Source organism: Flavobacterium sp. GNP001 (assembly GCF_054343775.1).
In genome coordinates, this window is record NZ_JBTGUX010000001.1 from 3,238,935 (window position 1) to 3,256,739 (window position 17,805).

Sequence of the window (17,805 nt, forward strand, 5' to 3'; positions counted from 1 at the left end):
TAAAAGTTTCATTTATAGTCACAAATATAAAAACTATTTTACAATAAAAAAACTTTAAGTTAACAATTTGGTAACATTGGAGTAAAACTTAACATTGGCTTTCAAGTTTGCCATCGCTTTGATGGTAAAATTTAAGCTTTGGCAATCCATTATTGAATATTAGTCCTAAATTTGCACCCGCGTTGTAGCGCTTAAATAATAAATTTGTAAAACATGTATAGAAGTCATAATTGTGGTGAGTTGAATGCCACGCATATCAATAACGAAGTTACATTGGCAGGTTGGGTTCAAAAATCTCGTGATAAAGGATTTGTGAATTGGGTTGACTTGCGTGATCGTTACGGAATTACACAATTAATTTTTGACGAAAGTCGTACTGAAAAAACAGTTTTTGAGTTAGCTAAAACTTTAGGCCGTGAATTTGTTATTCAGGTAAAAGGTACCGTGATTGAGCGTGAGGCCAAAAATAAAAACATGAGTACGGGTGATATCGAGATCTTGGTTTCAGAATTACAAATCTTGAATGCAGCCTTAACTCCACCTTTTACAATAGAAGATGAAACAGATGGTGGCGAAGATATTCGTATGAAATACCGTTACCTAGATATCCGTCGTAATCCAGTTAAAAACAGTTTGCTTTTCCGTCACAAAGTGGCCATGGAAGTTCGTAAGTATTTATCTGATTTGGATTTCTGTGAAGTAGAAACGCCTTATCTTATTAAATCGACTCCAGAAGGAGCTAGAGATTTCGTAGTGCCTTCTCGCATGAATGAAGGGCAGTTTTATGCCTTACCGCAATCACCTCAAACCTTCAAACAATTATTGATGGTAGGTGGAATGGATAAATATTTTCAAATTGTAAAATGTTTCCGTGACGAAGATTTACGTGCCGACAGACAGCCGGAATTTACACAAATCGATTGTGAGATGGCTTTTGTTGAGCAAGAAGATATATTGAATGTCTTTGAAGGATTAACAAGACATTTACTAAAAGAAATTAAAGGCATTGAAGTAGATAAATTCCCAAGAATTACTTACGACTACGCCATGAAAACCTATGGAAATGACAAGCCAGACATCCGCTTTGGGATGGAGTTTGGAGAGTTAAATGCCGTAGCTCAACACAAAGAATTCCCTGTTTTTAATGCAGCAGAATTAGTTGTAGGTATAGCAGTGCCAGGAGCTGGAAATTATACTCGTAAAGAAATTGATGGGTTAATTGACTGGGTAAAACGTCCTCAAGTGGGTGCGTCGGGAATGGTATATGTAAAATGCAATGAGGATGGTACTTTTAAATCATCAGTAGATAAATTTTACGATCAAGATGATTTGCAACAATGGGCAAAAATAACTGGTGCAAAAGCAGGAGATATGATTTTCGTGCTTTCAGGACCAGCAGATAAAACGCGTACGCAATTAAGTGCTTTGCGTATGGAGTTAGCCACTCGTTTAGGATTGAGAAATCCAGCGGAATTTGCACCGCTATGGGTAGTAGATTTTCCTTTGTTAGAATTTGATGAAGAAAGTGGTCGTTACCACGCGATGCATCACCCGTTTACTTCTCCAAAACCAGAAGATATGCACTTGCTAGAAACCAATCCTGGTCAAGTTCGTGCTAATGCTTATGATATGGTTTTGAATGGTAACGAAATTGGTGGAGGTTCTATTCGTATTCATGACAAAGAAACACAGCAATTAATGTTTAAATATTTAGGCTTTACTCCAGAAGAGGCTAAAGCGCAGTTTGGTTTCTTGATGGATGCTTTTCAGTTTGGTGCACCACCTCACGGAGGATTAGCATTTGGACTAGATCGACTTGTTGCGATTTTGGGTGGACAAGAAACAATTCGTGATTTTATTGCTTTCCCAAAAAACAATTCGGGTCGCGATGTGATGATTGATGCACCATCTGCAATAGATGTTTCGCAACTAAATGAGTTACATATTCAATTAAAATAAGTGACCTAGGAAACGTAAGAGTCCTAGAAAACGTTGAATATCAATAATTTTACAAAATAAAAAGCCTCGAACGTTTTTCGTATTGTATTAAATATTACATTTGCTACATTATAAATTATTATTACTATTACAATGCGTACAGGTACAGTTAAATTTTTCAATGAGTCTAAAGGTTACGGATTCATTACAGACGAAGAAACAGGAAAAGACATTTTCGTTCACGCTTCAGGAATCAACGCGGAAGAATTGCGCGAAGGTGACAGAGTTAGTTACGAAGAAGAAGAAGGAAGAAAAGGAAAAGTTGCTGCGAAAGTAGCAGTGATCTAAGCATAAAAAATACTTTTTTATTGCCTACGAATGTTTAAGGCGTCCCGAATATATCGGGACGCTTTTTTTATGAATATGCATCATCGGAAAGATTGATGGAATCGAAAATTTACATATTCGTAAAAAATCAAGCTTAAACAGCTCTTAATTATTTATTAAAGCCTTATTTATAATTGATAAAAATTGCAAATTTACATCGTTGTAGTAGTCATGTATTTCTAAGTTTTAATTGGTATTTAATTTTTTGAAAGTTATCTTTGTAGCTTATTGTTATTCGTAAAAACCATTATATGCAATCAGATCAATTAAATTACATTCCAATCCTTATGCAGTTCATTTTAGCTGTAGGTTTTGTTGTAGGTACTATTTTAGTTTCGGGTAAATTAGGTCCTAAGCGATCTTCGGAGGTGAAGGATAAAAATTTCGAATGTGGAATCGAATCCGTAGGTAATGCGCGTATTCCTTTTTCTGTTAAATATTTCTTGGTAGCTATTCTTTTTGTTCTTTTTGATGTTGAGGTTATCTTTTTATATCCTTGGGCTGTAAATTTTAGAGAACTAGGAATGGATGGAATGATCAAGATGGTTGTTTTTATGTTGTTGCTTTTGGTGGGTTTCTTTTACATTATCAAAAAGAAGGCACTCGAGTGGGAATAAAGAATATTTAGGAATTGGAACTAGCGAATGCCATAGATTCTAATTTCTAATGTGTTTTAAAAGGATGTTTTAAAATTTTAATTATGAACTCACAATTCATAATTCATACTTCATAATTTTTCAAAAGATGAGTAATTCAAATGTAACTATGGTTGCCCCTCCAGAAGGTGTTGTTGGTGAAGGTTTTTTTGCTACAAAACTGAATGATGTTGTGGGTTTGGCTCGTGCCAATTCATTATGGCCTTTGCCATTTGCAACCTCTTGTTGTGGAATCGAATTTATGGCAACAATGGCTTCACATTATGATTTGGCCCGTTTCGGATCAGAGCGTGTGAGTTTTTCGCCTCGTCAAGCGGATATGTTACTAGTAATGGGAACAATATCAAAAAAAATGGCGCCTATCTTGCGTCAAGTATACGAGCAAATGTCTGAGCCTCGCTGGGTAATTGCTGTTGGTGCTTGTGCTTCATCTGGTGGTATTTTCGATACGTATTCTGTTTTACAAGGTATTGATAAAGTAATTCCTGTAGATGTTTATGTGCCAGGATGTCCACCTAGACCAGAACAAATTGTTGATGGTGTAATGAAATTGCAAGAATTGGTAAAAACTGAATCGGTGAGACGCAGAAGTTCACCTGAATACCAAGAATTATTAGCTTCTTATAATATCAAATAAAGAATGGCGCTAGAAACTACACAAATTCAAGAAAAACTAGTTGAAACTTTTGATTCAGCTGTTTTTGACTTCAAACAAGAACAAGATATATTTTCATTTGAAGCGAGTTCAGATAAAATTACTGCTATCATCCTTTTTTTGAAAAATGATCCTACATTACGTTTTCATTTCTTAACTGATTTATGCGGTATTCATTACCCTGATAATGATGAAGATCATCAGTTTGCAGTGGTATATCACCTGCACAATTGGTACGAGAACAAAAGAATCCGAATCAAAGCGTATTTAAATGGCGCTAATCCTGAAATTAAAACCATTTCCAACATCTTTTTAAGTTCTAATTGGATGGAGCGTGAAGCATACGATTTTTACGGTATTAACTTCATTGGTCATCCACAATTGAAACGTATTTTGAATATGGATGAAATGATTTCGTTCCCCATGCGTAAAGAGTTTCCGATGGAAGACAGCGGAAGAACGGATAAAGACGATCGTTTCTTCGGTCGTACTGTCAAAAATTGCTAAAAAAAATATTATAATTTTTCACATTAACTAAATGTCAGAACTATTATTACCACCAGAGCATCGCTATGCTAAACGAATTGCAGAGCAACTAAATGAAGACGGAAGCGAGCTTTCGATTCTAAATTTAGGGCCTACGCACCCAGCTACACACGGTATTTTTCAAAATATCTTGTTGATGGATGGGGAACGTATTTTAGAGGCAGAGCCTACAATTGGATATATTCACAGAGCATTCGAAAAAATCGCCGAGAACCGACCTTTTTATCAAATCACTCCCCTTACAGATAGGATGAATTATTGTTCATCGCCTATCAATAATATGGGTTGGTGGATGACTTTAGAAAAATTGTTAGGTATTGAGGTTCCAAAACGTGCGCAGTACTTGCGTGTTATAGTAATGGAATTAGCGCGTATTACCGATCATATTATTTGTAACTCTATTTTAGGAGTTGATACTGGAGCTTACACTGGTTTCTTATATGTTTTTCAATTTAGAGAAAAAGTATATGAGATTTACGAAGAAATTTGTGGTGCTCGTTTGACAACAAATATGGGTCGTATTGGTGGTTTTGAAAGAGATTGGTCTCCAGAAGCTTTTAGAAAATTAGATGTGTTTTTAGAAGAATTTCCAGTTGCTTGGAAAGAGTTTGAAAACCTTTTTGAAAGAAATAGAATCTTTATTGACCGTACCGTTAATGTTGGAGCGATCACTGCAGAACAAGCTATGGCTTATGGTTTTACGGGTCCTAACTTGCGTGCAGCTGGTGTAGATTATGATGTGCGTGTTGCACAACCTTATTCTTCATACGAAGATTTTGATTTCATCGTACCGGTAGGAAAATCAGGTGATACTTACGATCGTTTTTGCGTTCGTAATGCCGAGGTTTGGGAGAGTTTAAGCATTATTCGTCAAGCGTTGGATAAAATGCCAGCAGGAAATGAATACCATGCTGATGTACCAGATTATTACTTGCCTCCAAAAGAAGATGTATATAACAACATGGAATCTTTAATTTATCACTTTAAGATTGTTATGGGTGAAGTTCCAGTACCAGTGGCTGAAATTTACCATCCTGTTGAAGGAGGAAATGGTGAAGTTGGTTTTTATTTGGTAACCGATGGAAGTAGAACCCCATACCGTTTGCATTTCCGTAGACCTTGTTTTATATACTACCAAGCGTATCCAGAAATGATTAAAGGTTCGTTACTATCTGATGCGATTGTTATTTTGTCAAGTTTAAATGTAATTGCGGGAGAGTTAGACGCTTAGTAAAATTATAAATGATGAATTTTAAATTATAAAGTATTCAAAACATTTAAAGTTTATAATTCAAAATTTAAAATATTTAAAATGGAAAGAACACAGTACAAACAAGAAATAAATATGACTGAAGCCTTGATGACTCGCATCAATGAGCTAATAAGTCATTATCCAGAGGGCAAACAAAAATCAGCTTTACTTCCTGTTTTGCATGAAGTTCAAGATGCTCACAATGATTGGTTGAGTATTGAATTGCAAGATAAAGTAGCGGAGATCCTTTCGATAAAACCGGTTGAGGTGTATGAAGTAGTTTCGTTTTATACCATGTTCAACCGTCGACCAGTTGGTAAATACATGTTTGAATTTTGCCAAACATCACCTTGTTGTTTGAATGGAGTAGAGGACTTGATGGATTATACTTGCGAAAAATTAGGTGTAAAGGTTGGAGAACCTACGGCAGACGGTTTATTCGAAGTTCGAGGAGTAGAGTGTTTAGGTGCTTGTGGATATGCTCCAATGATGCAGTTGGGTGATTTTTACAAGGAACATTTGACCAAAGAAAAAGTAGATCAGTTAATTGATGATTGCAAAAACAATACAATAATTCTACACGATAAATAATATGTCACAGAAAATATTATTAGATAAAGTAAATATTCCAGGAATTAAAACTTACGAGGTGTACCGCGCTAATGGTGGTTATGCTTCTGTAGAAAAAGCTTTAAAAACCTTGACACCTGACGAAGTAGTAGAAGAAGTAAAGACTTCAGGATTACGTGGTCGTGGTGGAGCAGGGTTCCCTGCAGGGATGAAGTGGAGTTTTATCGACAAAAAATCGGGTAAGCCAAGACACTTGGTTTGTAATGCTGATGAGTCGGAGCCGGGTACTTTTAAGGATCGTTATTTGATGGAGTACATTCCGCACTTATTGATTGAAGGAATGATTACCTCAAGTTATGCTCTTGGTGCAAATTTATCGTACATCTACATTCGTGGAGAGTACATGTGGGTGTATAAAATTTTAGAACGCGCCATTGCTGAGGCGAAAGCTGCCGGATGGTTGGGTAAAAATATTTTAGGTACCGGATACGATTTGGATTTACATGTTCAAATTGGTGGTGGTGCCTATATTTGTGGAGAAGAGACTGCTCTTATTGAGTCGTTAGAAGGTAAAAGAGGAAACCCAAGAATCAAGCCGCCGTTTCCTGCAGTATCTGGTTTATGGGCTAATCCAACGGTAGTGAATAATGTTGAAACCATTGCAGCCGTGCCATGGATTGTAAACAATTCAGGTGCTGACTATGCTAAAATCGGTATAGGTAGATCTACGGGAACCAAATTAATTTCTGCTTCAGGAAATATTAAAAACCCTGGTGTTTACGAAATTGATTTAGGATTAAGTGTGTACGAATTCATGAACTCAGATGAATATTTGGGTGGTATGAGTTCTGACAGACCATTGAAAGCGTTTGTACCAGGAGGAAGTTCTGTGCCAATTTTGCCAGCAAATTTGATTTACAAAACAGCAAATGGCGAAGATCGTTTGATGACTTATGAGTCTTTGAGTGATGGTGGATTTGCTACAGGATCGATGTTGGGTTCAGGAGGTTTTATTGTTTATGATGATACAGCTTGTATCGTTCGTAACACATGGAATTTTTCTCGTTTTTATCATCATGAAAGTTGTGGGCAATGTTCACCATGTCGTGAAGGTACGGGTTGGTTAGAAAAAGTATTGCACCGTATTGAAAACGGACACGGACGTGAGGAAGATATCGAATTGTTGTTGAGTATTCAAAGTAAAATTGAAGGAAATACGATTTGTCCTTTAGGTGATGCTGCTTCATGGCCAGTAGCGGCTGCGATTCGTCACTTTAGAGATGAATTTGAATACCACATTCGTTTCCCAGAGAAAATCAAAAATAGAAATCATTTTGTTGCCGAGCCTTTTGAACAAGTAAAGCACCTAGTAGCAAAGCAAACAGTATAAAACGTTTCAGGTTTCAAATTCAGGACAACTCCTGAAATATGAAACTTTAAACTTGAAACTAATAAAGAAATGAAAGTAACAATAGACGGACAGTCAATAGAAGTAGAACAAGGAACAACTATCCTGCAAGCAGCACGTATGATAGGTGGTGAGGTAGTACCGCCAGCGATGTGTTATTATTCTAAACTAAAAGGAAGCGGTGGAAAATGCCGTTGTTGTTTAGTTGAAGTTGCCAAAGGTAGCGATGCAGACCCAAGACCTATGCCAAAATTAATGGCATCATGTGTTACAGGCTGTATGGACGGAATGGAAGTGAATAGTAAATCATCACCAAGAGTTCAAGAAGCCAGAAAATCGGTAACTGAGTTTTTATTGATCAATCACCCTTTAGATTGCCCAGTTTGTGATCAAGCTGGTGAATGTGATTTGCAAAACTTAAGTTTTGAGCACGGAAAGTCAGAAACTCGTTTTATTGAAGAGAAAAGAACTTTTGAGCCAGAAGATATTGGTCCGAATATTCAGTTACACATGAATCGTTGCATCCTTTGTTACCGTTGTGTAATGGTGGCTGACCAATTAACAGATGAGCGCGTGCACGGTGTTATGGATAGAGGAGATCACTCTAATATTTCAACATGTATTTCAAAAGCAATTGACAATGAGTTTTCAGGAAACATGATTGATGTGTGTCCTGTCGGCGCTTTAACGGATAAAACGTTTAGATTCAAATCAAGAGTTTGGTTTAGCAAACCGTATAATGCACACAGAGATTGTCCTACTTGTTCAGGTAAAACTACTGTTTGGATGTTTGGTGACGAAATTCAGCGCGTAACTGGTCGTAAAGATGAATACCATGAAGTTGATGAGTTCATTTGTAACGGTTGTCGTTTTGACCACAAAGATGTAGCTGACTGGACTATTGAAGGACCAAGAGCTTTTGAAAAAGATTCTGTAATCAACGTGAACAAATACAACAGAAAGTTAGAAAAAGTGCAAATTGCAACTGAAGAGAACATTTTGTTGGGTAGAGCAGTAGATCGTAAAAAAATCAGTATGGCTGAAATTCCATTGACAAACGAAGGAAGTACAACTTTTAATACTACCGAGAACAATGGATAGCGTTATTATAATTGAAAAAAGTGTCATCATTGTTGCCGTTTTTGCGTTGACGATGTTAATGGCAATGTATTCTACTTGGGCAGAGCGTAAAGTGGCAGCATGGTTGCAAGATCGTGTAGGACCAAACAGAGCGGGTCCGCTAGGTTTGTTTCAACCACTAGCTGATGGTTTAAAATTATTCTCTAAAGAAGAGTTTGAGCCAAATACGCCAAACCGTTTCTTGTTTTTTGTAGGTCCAGCTATTGCTATGAGTACGGCTTTAATGACAAGTGCTGTGATTCCGTGGGGAGACAGGTTGCATTTGTTTGGAAGAGATATTTTATTACAAGCAACCGATTTGAACATTGGTTTACTCTACTTTTTTGGAGTGGTGTCTGTGGGTGTTTACGGAATCATGATTGGAGGATGGGCTTCGAACAATAAGTTCTCGTTGATGGGAGCGGTTCGTGCTGCTTCGCAAATGGTGTCGTATGAGGTTGCCATGGGACTTTCAATGATTGCTTTGTTGATGATGACTGGAACTTTAAGTTTAAGAGAAATCTCTGCACAGCAAGCTGGAATGAACTGGAATGTATTTTACCAACCACTTTCGTTTGTAATCTTTTTAATTTGTGCTTTTGCAGAATCGAACAGAACTCCTTTTGATTTAGCGGAGTGCGAAAGTGAATTAATTGGAGGTTACCACACGGAATATTCGTCTATGAAAATGGGCTTTTATTTATTTGCTGAATATGCAAATATGTTCATTTCTTCTACTATTTTAGCGGTCTTGTTTTTTGGAGGGTATAATTATCCAGGAATGAGTTGGGTTGTTGAAAATTGGGGAGTGAATGCGGCGAATATTTTAGGGTTTGGTGCTTTATTTATCAAGTTGTGTGGGTTTATCTTTTTCTACATGTGGGTACGTTGGACGATTCCTAGATTTAGATACGATCAATTGATGAACTTAGGATGGAGAATTTTGATTCCGCTTTCGATTATCAATATTATAATTACCGGAATTGTAATTTTAAGAGCTGATATCGCTGCTTATTTTGGATTATAAATTAAGTTAGCTGTACTAAAACCAGGAAGAAATTAGAGTTGTTTACCGTAAGCCCTAGCCCTGATAGTAGTGAAAATCCTTTTAGCCTGATTTTTATCAGGATAAAAGATTGAAACGAATAGCAGGAATAAGCTTCAAATAAAAATAAAAAATGTCAATAGAAAGTATATCCTTATCGGGAAGAAAAAAGTTAGTCTCCAACAAGGAGATGACTTTTTGGGAGCGCATGTACCTTGTTGCGATTATCAAGGGATTGCTTATCACCATTCAGCATTTGTTTACTAGAAAGGTTACCATACAATACCCGGAGCAAGTTCGTGCCATGAGTCCGGTTTACCGCGGGCAACACATGTTAAAGCGTGACGAACAAGGTCGTGAAAACTGTACCGCTTGTGGTTTATGTGCCTTATCATGCCCGGCTGAAGCTATTACTATGAAAGCCGAAGAGCGTAAAGCGGATGAAAAGCATTTGTATCGTGAGGAGAAATATGCTTCTATTTATGAAATTAATATGTTGCGTTGTATTTTTTGCGGTCTTTGTGAAGAGGCTTGTCCGAAAGACGCCATCTACCTTACAACAAGTAAAGTTCTTGTACCGTCAAGCTATGAGAGAGAAGATTTTATCTTTGGCAAAGACAGATTAGTAATGCCTTTGGAAATGGCTATGAAAAATACTCAACTTAAAAACGCTAACTAATGTCTACAGTACTTATCATATTTTGTGTATTGGCTGCAATTACTTTAGCCACCGCATTTTTAACTATTTTTAGTCGAAACCCAATTCACAGTGCTATTTATTTAGTGATTTGTTTTTTCTCTATCGCAGGACATTACCTTTTATTGAATGCGCAATTTTTAGCAATAGTTCACGTCATTGTTTACTCAGGGGCTATCATGATTTTGTTTCTCTTTACGATCATGTTGATGAATTTAAATGAACAGAAAGAAGTGCACCGCCCGCGAATTACCCGTTTAGGAGCTATTGTTTCGTTCTGTTTGATTTGTGCGGTTTTGATATTGATTTTCATTAATTCAAAGCCAATTGTTGGAGAATATGTAACTACTGGCGAGGATTATCAATCAATCAAAGTGCTTGGTAAAGTGTTACTGAATGAATACATGGTTCCGTTTGAATTTGCTTCGATATTATTATTGGTTGCGATGATTGGAACAGTATTATTGTCTAAAAAAGAAAAATTGCAGAAATAAGATGAATAATATTTTAAACCACATTGGTATTGAAAATTACATATTCTTGAGTGTCATACTTTTTTGTATTGGGATTTTTGGAGTGTTGTACAGACGAAATGCCATTATCGTATTTATGTCTATTGAAATTATGTTGAATGCGGTGAATTTGCTTTTTGTAGCATTTTCAACTTACCATCAAGATGCACAAGGACAAGTTTTTGTGTTCTTTTCGATGGCAGTTGCAGCAGCAGAGGTTGCAGTAGGATTGGCTATTTTGGTTTCTATTTTCAGAAATCTTGGCTCAATTACTATTGATAATTTAAAAAACTTAAAAGGATAAATGGAGATGAATACCAATATAGCTTTAGTTTTAGTTCTTGCTCCTTTTTTAGGATTTTTATTGAATGTGTTTTTTGGCAAAAGCCTTGGCAAAACGGTTTCGGGTGTCATAGGTACACTTGCAGTTGTAGTTAGTTTTGTAGCTACAGTTTACTTTTTTGGAGGATTAGCGGCGCAACCGGAGGGTATTCGTATTGCTTTGTTTGATTGGATTCAGATTAGCAATTTTAAAGTTGATTTCGGATTTCAGTTGGATCAACTTTCTTTATTGTGGTTGCTTTTTGTAACAGGAATCGGATCATTGATTCATTTGTATTCTATCAGTTACATGCATGATGACGAAAACATGCACAAGTTTTTTGCGTACTTGAATTTGTTCATTTTTTTCATGATTACTTTAGTAATAGGAAGTAACCTATTGGTAATGTTTATCGGTTGGGAAGGCGTTGGTCTTTGCTCGTACTTGTTAATTGGATTTTGGTACAAAAATCAAGAATATAATGATGCTGCAAAGAAAGCTTTCATCATGAACCGTATTGGTGATTTAGGATTGTTGATTGGAATTTTCATCTTAGGAAGTTTATTCTCGACGGTTGATTATACTAGTTTAAAAGCGGCCATCACAACCGGAAGTAATGTGGATATGTATTGGCTTACTGTTGCAGGTTTCGCATTGTTTATTGGAGCTTGTGGTAAATCGGCTCAAATTCCTTTGTATACTTGGTTGCCAGATGCAATGGCAGGACCAACTCCTGTTTCTGCATTGATTCACGCCGCTACCATGGTTACGGCGGGTATCTTTATGATAACACGTTTGAACTTTTTATTTGATTTAACACCAGATGTTCAGAATGTAATTGCAATTGTAGGTGCTGTAACTGCTTTGGTTGCTGCTACAATTGGTTTGTTACAAAACGATATCAAAAAAGTGTTGGCCTATTCTACTGTTTCTCAATTAGGATTAATGTTTTTGGCTTTAGGTTTAGGAGCTTATGAAGTAGCTGTATTTCATGTAATCACGCATGCGTTCTTCAAAGCTTGTTTGTTCTTAGGTTCAGGATCAGTTATTCATGCTTTGCACGGAGAACAAGACATGCGTAATATGGGTGGTTTACGTAAAGCAATGCCAATTACATTTATTACGATGTTGATTGCTTCATTAGCCATTTCTGGTGTTCCTTTGTTTTCAGGTTTCTTCTCTAAGGATGAAATATTGTTAGTTGCTTTCCATCATAATATTCCATTATGGGTTGTGGCAAGTATCGCTTCTATCATGACTGCTTTTTATATGTTCCGATTGATGTTCTTGACGTTCTTTCAAGAATTTAGAGGAACTGCTGAGCAAAAACATCATTTACACGAAAGTCCAGCTTTGATAACCATTCCATTAATAATATTAGCAATCTTAGCGACAGTAGGTGGTGTTATTAGTTTGCCAGGAAACAGTTGGTTGAATCACTATTTAATTCCGATTTTACCAAAGTTAGCTACCGCTGCACATCATTTAGGTACTACTGAATACATGTTGATGGGTGTTGCTATTATTGGTGGATTGTTTGGTATTGGTCTAGCTTACATCAAATTTGTTAAGCAAAATAATGTACCTGTTCAAGACGAAGCGCTTACTGGATTATCTAAAACGATATACAACAAGTATTATGTTGATGAAGTTTACGATGCAATATTTGTGAAACCAATCAATGCTCTTTCTAACTTTTTTAGAGATACTGTTGAGACAGGTTTATCAGCTTTAGTTTTAGGTTTTGGAAAAGTGACTAATGAATTAAGCTATCAAGGTAAGAAAATACAAACTGGAAGTATCGGACTCTATCTTTTTGTATTTGTGTTGGGTCTTTGTGCCATCGTTTCTTATTTATTCTTAGCTCAATAAACGTATATTATGAATGTATCTCTTATTTTAATTATTCTTTTAGTAGGTGCTTTTGTCACTTTTCTTTCAGGTGATAAATTAGCTTCGAAAGTAGCTTTACTTTTCAGTATAGTGGCAGCAGCTGCTTCTATCGTTATACTAAATCAATATAATTTAGGTCAAAATGCCAACTTCATTCAGCAATGGATCGCGCAACCTAATATATCTTTTGCACTTAAAGTAGATGGGTTATCAATAGCCATGTTGTTATTGACTACCGTTCTTACAGCTATAATTATCCTTTCTTCATTGGGTTCCAAATTTGAAAACACGAAAGCTTTCTATGCATTAGTTTTGTTCATGTCCTTTGCAATGGTCGGAACGTTTTTAGCAAGTGATGGATTGTTGTATTATGTTTTCTGGGAATTGGCACTTGTTCCTATTTACTTTATAGCTTTATTGTGGGGTAATGGCGATTCAGAGTCACGCAAAAGGGCAGTAGTTAAATTCTTTATTTACACCCTTGCAGGTTCTTTATTTATGTTGGTGGCTTTTGTGTACATGTACCAAAAAGCTGGAAGTTTACTTTTAGAAGATTTGTATCAATTGGATTTGTCAGCTGACGAGCAGTTTTGGATTTTCCTTGCTTTCTTTTTAGCTTATGCAATTAAAATTCCTTTGATTCCATTTCATACTTGGCAAGCTGCTGTTTACCAAAAAGCGCCAACCGTTGGAACAATGTTACTTTCGGGTATCATGTTAAAAATGGGTTTATATAGTGTTATCCGTTGGCAATTACCTCTTACGGCTCTAGCGGCTAAAGAGTACATGTTTGTTTTTATAGGTCTTGGTATTGCAGGTGTTATCTATGGATCAATAGTGGCGCTTAGACAAAGAGATTTGAAGAAATTATTAGCTTATTCTTCGTTGGCACACGTAGGTTTAATTGCAGCTGGAACATATACATTAACATTAGATGGATTGCGTGGTGCAGTTTTGCAAATGATCGCTCACGGATTTGTTGTTGTAGGATTGTTTTATGCAGCTGAAGTTTTGTTTAGAAGATATGAAACTAGATTAATCTCAGAAATGGGTGGTGTGCGAACTCAAGCTCCTAAATTTAGTTCACTATTTTTAATATTGGTTTTGGCCTCTGTAGCTTTACCAACTACCTTTAACTTTGTAGGGGAGTTTACCGTTCTTTACAGTTTATACGGCATCAATGTTTGGTTCGCTATATTGGGAGGAATAACGATTATTTTGGGAGCATACTACATGTTGAAAATGTACCAGCATGTAATGTTAGGAGAAACCAATAACAAAGTATTTGCTGATGTTACTTTATCTGAAGCGATTACTTTTATTATCATTATTGGAGTGTTGTTCTTTTTCGGAATGTATCCTAAACCAATTACCGACTTGATTACGCCAAGTCTTGAAGAAATTTTAACACAAATCAACCGAATTAACTAAGTCAAATAAGAAATGAATACATTAATAGCTATAATAGGATTAGGTGTTTTATGCCTTTTATTTGAAATATTTAATTTACGTAAAGCCATTGTTCCAATTACGATTATTGGTCTTTTGGGTGTACTTGGTTTGACAATTTCGGAAATGGATACGCCTGCTAGTTTTTATAACAACATGATTGTTGTAAGTAAATTTTCAGGAGCATTTTCATCATTGTTTATTGTTTTGACAATTTTCTTGGTTGCTTTGGGGCATAATTTTTATGAACAAAATCAGTCTAAAATTTCTGACTTTATTGCTATCAAAATATTTTTGTTAGCCGGCGCTGTTGCTATGGTTGCCTTTGGAAATTTAGCGATGTTCTTTTTAGGAATCGAAGTTTTATCTATTGCACTTTACATCTTAGCTGCAAGCGATCGATTGAGTTTAAAAAGTAACGAAGCGGGGATGAAATATTTCTTGATGGGTTCATTTGCTTCAGGTATTATATTGTTCGGTATTTGTTTAATTTATGGAGCAATGGGTAGTTTTGATGTTACTGAAATTAGTGAACTATCTCAATCAGCCGAATTGCCTATTTGGTTCCCTATCGGAATTGTGTTGCTTACCATTGGTATGTTATTTAAAGTTGCTGCTGTACCGTTCCATTTTTGGGCTCCAGATGTTTACGAAGGATCTCCTGCACTAACTACAGCTTTGATGAGTACTTTGGCTAAGGTGGTTGCTATTGCTACTTTGTTCAAGTTACTTTCGGTAATGAATGCTGATGTTTCTGAATCCTTCCAATTGGTTGTTGTCATTATATCGATGGCTTCGATGACGGTTGGAAATATTATGGCATTACGTCAAGTTAATGTAAAGCGAATGTTGGCTTTTTCTGGTATTTCGCACGCGGGTTTTATGTTGATGACTTTATTAAGTCTGTCTACTGCTGCAGGTAGTTTATTGTATTATACTTCTGCCTACGCACTTGCTGGAATAGCGGCTTTTAGTGTGGTGTTGTATGTATGTAAAAATAGAGATAATGAAGATATTGTAAATTTTCATGGTTTAGGAAAAACAAATCCTTTATTGGCTGTGATCTTGACTGCCGCTTTGCTGTCTATGGCAGGTATTCCTATTTTCGCAGGCTTCTTTGCTAAGTTGGTTTTGTTTAGTGATACCATAAAAGCTGGATATCTTGCCCTAGTTATTGTTGCTGTGATCAATTCAATTATCAGTGTTGGTTATTACTTTAAACTTATATTAGCCATGTTCACTAAGGATGCGAATGAGACGAGAACTGGAACGCCGGTTATAATTTATGCAGTTGCTGTTATTGCAATAGTTTTGAATATTGCACTAGGTTTGTTTCCTTCAGTAGTGTTAGACCTTATTTCGTAAAAGAATAAAATTCTCAATAATACAAAACCATCAAAAGTAATTTTGATGGTTTTTTTATGTTTTAAAACTAGCTTTAAACTCTTAATTAAAGCATAATGGCAGACGTAGTTTTTATTTAGTGTTGTACATTTGTATATACAAACAATAATTTTTTAAATTATAGAACAGATGCAAAATACTTTAGAAATTCAAATATGGTCGGATATTATGTGTCCGTTTTGTTATATCGGAAAGAGAAGGCTAGAGGTTGCACTTGAACAGTTCAAGTTTAAAGAGACTGTGGAAATTGAATGGAAAAGCTTTCAGTTAGATGCTAATTTCGTTGCCTCTCCTGATGATAACTTGGTTGATCATTTGGCTGAAAAATATCGAAAAGATACCGATTGGGCAAAGGAGATGTTAGCCAACATGACCCAAAATGCAGCTAATTCAGGTTTGGATTTTCATTTTGAAAATGCGATTATGGCTAATTCGTTAAAGGCGCATCAATTGTTGCATTTAGCTAAAAAGTATAACTTGGGTGATGCGTTAAAAGAATTGCTTCTAAAAGCCTATTTAACGGATGGCAAGGATGTAAACGACAACAATACGCTTTTTGATTTAGGACTTGCTGCAGGACTTCCTTCTACTGAAATTGAAGAGGTTCTTTCATCAGATAAATATGTTGCCGAAGTTCGCGCTGATATAGCCGAGGCTAATGCAATTGGTGTACAAGGTGTTCCTTTTTTTGTATTCGATAATAAATATGCGGTATCTGGAGCGCAACATGTCGAGACTTTTGTGAACACTTTAAATAAAGTTTGGGACGAAGGTGATTTTATAGTAAAACCGCAATTACTTAATGATTCTTCGGGAGATAGCTGTGGTATAGAAGGCTGTTAAAAAGTATAAAAAAAGGCTGCATATTATGAGTGCAGCCTTTTTGCTTTTTTATAGTTCTTCAAATCTTACTCGCTCTTTATCTAAATGTGATACTGTTGTTTTTATGTCAAAAGTGTAATTCCTTAGTTGTAAATTCTTTAAATAAATATTTTACTTAGGTGTAGAATATACTCAATCTCCCCAGTGATTATTTTTGTTTGCCTGAGCTTCGCCTTGAATTGGAACAATCAGACTACTTCTTAGTTCTGATTGCAACTGGATTTTACTCTAAATGGAGGATATTGATTGAATTTATTTAGTTTTAATTATTCAAATTTATATTCTAAGAAACAGATTAGTCTTGATTTAGTTTCACAAGAGGTAAGTTCGATCGTGCCTTCCTTTTAACTGTCTTCAATAAATTGCCAATAAGGCTTTTTACCAAGTTCGTATACAATTATCTTGAGGTAGGCGAACTTGAGTTGCCTTCTGAAAATTCGATTAATGTTAATGACATTTGTTGTGAATGTTGGTTTAACATTTCTAGTTATTACAACAAATCAATTAAAGTCTTCACGGGAAAGAGCTCTTTTTAATACCGCAAACCATTGACTTCAGTACACGAATAGTGACACAGTTGACTTTTTTTAAAATAGATTTCGGGCTTAAATCTATATTTTACTACTATTTAAACTCAATATTTTACTGCTTATCCACACATTTTGTCTGTTCGTCGAAAGATTTTTTATTTTCACTTTAATTAATTTTAGTGGTAGATGTTGCTGGGGTTATTTTTTTGTTCAAAGTATACCTATTAATTTCTGATTAAAAGGTTTTACTATGCGATAAACGCCTTACAATCAATGTTAGGGTCCAAAACTGTAAATTCACAAGTGTTTCTAAATTGTGACCAAAATCATTTTATTCGCGAAAAGTGTTGATGTACAAGTGTTTTGTTTTATATCTTATGGTTATCAAGCAAAAATTATGTTTGATTTTAAGATTTTTTTTGTAAACTTTGTTCCCAAAATAAAAATTTTATTTTTTTTAAGTTTTAGTAAAACCATTAAGATATTTTTAACGTACATTTATGTTAAAATGTTCGAATTAAGACGGAGTGGTTAATAGCT

General features: G+C 35.6%; 17 protein-coding genes. All 17 read left to right on the forward strand.

Going from position 1 to position 17,805, the window contains the following annotated elements; translation table 11 throughout:
• The first annotated feature begins 213 nt into the window (after nt 1-213).
• The 17 genes from aspS to ACXX8U_RS14025 all read left to right on the forward strand — a co-directional run bounded on the left by aspS (nt 214) and on the right by ACXX8U_RS14025 (nt 16,696).
• Nucleotides 214-1,959 carry an aspartate--tRNA ligase gene (gene aspS / locus ACXX8U_RS13945; protein ID WP_458566366.1) on the forward strand — a complete coding sequence of 582 codons (1,746 nt, stop codon included), beginning with the start codon at nt 214-216 and terminating at the stop codon, nt 1,957-1,959.
• Between the two features lie 132 nt (nt 1,960-2,091).
• Complete coding sequence (locus tag ACXX8U_RS13950; protein ID WP_007137066.1) at nt 2,092-2,286, forward strand: cold-shock protein; 195 nt, start codon at nt 2,092-2,094, stop codon at nt 2,284-2,286.
• A gap of 290 nt (nt 2,287-2,576) precedes the next feature.
• The gene (locus ACXX8U_RS13955) at nt 2,577-2,942 is read left to right on the forward strand and encodes an NADH-quinone oxidoreductase subunit A (protein WP_166138995.1); all 366 of its coding nucleotides are present in this window, start codon (nt 2,577-2,579) and stop codon (nt 2,940-2,942) included.
• Nucleotides 2,943-3,069: 127 nt separating this feature from the next.
• The gene (locus ACXX8U_RS13960; protein WP_166138998.1) at nt 3,070-3,618 is read left to right on the forward strand and encodes an NADH-quinone oxidoreductase subunit B; all 549 of its coding nucleotides are present in this window, start codon (nt 3,070-3,072) and stop codon (nt 3,616-3,618) included.
• Between the two features lie 3 nt (nt 3,619-3,621).
• Entirely contained in the window at nt 3,622-4,143 is a 522-nt protein-coding gene (locus ACXX8U_RS13965; RefSeq protein WP_210790723.1) for an NADH-quinone oxidoreductase subunit C, read from the forward strand.
• Nucleotides 4,144-4,174: 31 nt separating this feature from the next.
• On the forward strand, nt 4,175-5,413 hold the full coding sequence (locus ACXX8U_RS13970) for an NADH-quinone oxidoreductase subunit D (RefSeq protein WP_166139003.1): 1,239 nt from the start codon (nt 4,175-4,177) through the stop codon (nt 5,411-5,413).
• A gap of 81 nt (nt 5,414-5,494) precedes the next feature.
• Nucleotides 5,495-6,025 carry a complex I 24 kDa subunit family protein gene (locus tag ACXX8U_RS13975; protein WP_210790725.1) on the forward strand — a complete coding sequence of 177 codons (531 nt, stop codon included), beginning with the start codon at nt 5,495-5,497 and terminating at the stop codon, nt 6,023-6,025.
• Nucleotide 6,026: 1 nt separating this feature from the next.
• Complete coding sequence (gene nuoF / locus ACXX8U_RS13980) at nt 6,027-7,394, forward strand: NADH-quinone oxidoreductase subunit NuoF (RefSeq protein ID WP_166139009.1); 1,368 nt, start codon at nt 6,027-6,029, stop codon at nt 7,392-7,394.
• A 69-nt stretch (nt 7,395-7,463) separates the two neighbouring features.
• Entirely contained in the window at nt 7,464-8,513 is a 1,050-nt protein-coding gene (locus ACXX8U_RS13985) for an NADH-quinone oxidoreductase subunit G (RefSeq protein WP_458566367.1), read from the forward strand.
• Nucleotides 8,506-9,558, forward strand: a complete 1,053-nt coding sequence (gene nuoH, locus ACXX8U_RS13990) for an NADH-quinone oxidoreductase subunit NuoH (RefSeq protein WP_166139015.1) — start codon at nt 8,506-8,508, stop codon at nt 9,556-9,558. The genes ACXX8U_RS13985 and nuoH overlap by 8 nt, the downstream gene beginning before the upstream one ends.
• Nucleotides 9,559-9,709: 151 nt before the next feature.
• Nucleotides 9,710-10,255, forward strand: a complete 546-nt coding sequence (locus tag ACXX8U_RS13995) for a NuoI/complex I 23 kDa subunit family protein (RefSeq protein ID WP_458566368.1) — start codon at nt 9,710-9,712, stop codon at nt 10,253-10,255.
• Nucleotides 10,255-10,767, forward strand: a complete 513-nt coding sequence (locus tag ACXX8U_RS14000; protein WP_166139020.1) for an NADH-quinone oxidoreductase subunit J family protein — start codon at nt 10,255-10,257, stop codon at nt 10,765-10,767. The genes ACXX8U_RS13995 and ACXX8U_RS14000 overlap by 1 nt, the downstream gene beginning before the upstream one ends.
• A 1-nt stretch (nt 10,768) precedes the next feature.
• Nucleotides 10,769-11,089 carry an NADH-quinone oxidoreductase subunit NuoK gene (gene nuoK / locus ACXX8U_RS14005; RefSeq protein WP_166139024.1) on the forward strand — a complete coding sequence of 107 codons (321 nt, stop codon included), beginning with the start codon at nt 10,769-10,771 and terminating at the stop codon, nt 11,087-11,089.
• A gap of 6 nt (nt 11,090-11,095) precedes the next feature.
• Nucleotides 11,096-12,979: an NADH-quinone oxidoreductase subunit L gene (gene nuoL, locus ACXX8U_RS14010; RefSeq protein ID WP_458566369.1), complete on the forward strand. Its 1,884-nt coding sequence runs from the start codon at nt 11,096-11,098 to the stop codon at nt 12,977-12,979.
• 9 nt (nt 12,980-12,988) lie between these two features.
• Nucleotides 12,989-14,431: a complex I subunit 4 family protein gene (locus ACXX8U_RS14015; RefSeq protein WP_458566370.1), complete on the forward strand. Its 1,443-nt coding sequence runs from the start codon at nt 12,989-12,991 to the stop codon at nt 14,429-14,431.
• A 12-nt stretch (nt 14,432-14,443) separates the two neighbouring features.
• The gene (locus ACXX8U_RS14020) at nt 14,444-15,814 is read left to right on the forward strand and encodes an NADH-quinone oxidoreductase subunit N (RefSeq protein WP_458566371.1); all 1,371 of its coding nucleotides are present in this window, start codon (nt 14,444-14,446) and stop codon (nt 15,812-15,814) included.
• A 168-nt stretch (nt 15,815-15,982) separates the two neighbouring features.
• Nucleotides 15,983-16,696 (forward strand): DsbA family oxidoreductase, encoded by a 714-nt coding sequence (locus ACXX8U_RS14025; protein WP_458566372.1) that lies wholly within the window; start codon nt 15,983-15,985, stop codon nt 16,694-16,696.
• The last annotated feature ends 1,109 nt before the right edge of the window (nt 16,697-17,805 follow it).

What these genes read in the sequence shown, in the direction of transcription:
- aspS (WP_458566366.1), top strand. Translation starts at nt 214, where the DNA reads ATGTATAGAAGTCATAATTGTGGTGAGTTGAATGCCACGCATATCAAT.
- ACXX8U_RS13950 (WP_007137066.1), top strand. Translation starts at nt 2,092, where the DNA reads ATGCGTACAGGTACAGTTAAATTTTTCAATGAGTCTAAAGGTTACGGA.
- ACXX8U_RS13955 (WP_166138995.1), top strand. Translation starts at nt 2,577, where the DNA reads ATGCAATCAGATCAATTAAATTACATTCCAATCCTTATGCAGTTCATT.
- ACXX8U_RS13960 (WP_166138998.1), top strand. Translation starts at nt 3,070, where the DNA reads ATGAGTAATTCAAATGTAACTATGGTTGCCCCTCCAGAAGGTGTTGTT.
- ACXX8U_RS13965 (WP_210790723.1), top strand. Translation starts at nt 3,622, where the DNA reads ATGGCGCTAGAAACTACACAAATTCAAGAAAAACTAGTTGAAACTTTT.
- ACXX8U_RS13970 (WP_166139003.1), top strand. Translation starts at nt 4,175, where the DNA reads ATGTCAGAACTATTATTACCACCAGAGCATCGCTATGCTAAACGAATT.
- ACXX8U_RS13975 (WP_210790725.1), top strand. Translation starts at nt 5,495, where the DNA reads ATGGAAAGAACACAGTACAAACAAGAAATAAATATGACTGAAGCCTTG.
- nuoF (WP_166139009.1), top strand. Translation starts at nt 6,027, where the DNA reads ATGTCACAGAAAATATTATTAGATAAAGTAAATATTCCAGGAATTAAA.
- ACXX8U_RS13985 (WP_458566367.1), top strand. Translation starts at nt 7,464, where the DNA reads ATGAAAGTAACAATAGACGGACAGTCAATAGAAGTAGAACAAGGAACA.
- nuoH (WP_166139015.1), top strand. Translation starts at nt 8,506, where the DNA reads ATGGATAGCGTTATTATAATTGAAAAAAGTGTCATCATTGTTGCCGTT.
- ACXX8U_RS13995 (WP_458566368.1), top strand. Translation starts at nt 9,710, where the DNA reads ATGTCAATAGAAAGTATATCCTTATCGGGAAGAAAAAAGTTAGTCTCC.
- ACXX8U_RS14000 (WP_166139020.1), top strand. Translation starts at nt 10,255, where the DNA reads ATGTCTACAGTACTTATCATATTTTGTGTATTGGCTGCAATTACTTTA.
- nuoK (WP_166139024.1), top strand. Translation starts at nt 10,769, where the DNA reads ATGAATAATATTTTAAACCACATTGGTATTGAAAATTACATATTCTTG.
- nuoL (WP_458566369.1), top strand. Translation starts at nt 11,096, where the DNA reads ATGAATACCAATATAGCTTTAGTTTTAGTTCTTGCTCCTTTTTTAGGA.
- ACXX8U_RS14015 (WP_458566370.1), top strand. Translation starts at nt 12,989, where the DNA reads ATGAATGTATCTCTTATTTTAATTATTCTTTTAGTAGGTGCTTTTGTC.
- ACXX8U_RS14020 (WP_458566371.1), top strand. Translation starts at nt 14,444, where the DNA reads ATGAATACATTAATAGCTATAATAGGATTAGGTGTTTTATGCCTTTTA.
- ACXX8U_RS14025 (WP_458566372.1), top strand. Translation starts at nt 15,983, where the DNA reads ATGCAAAATACTTTAGAAATTCAAATATGGTCGGATATTATGTGTCCG.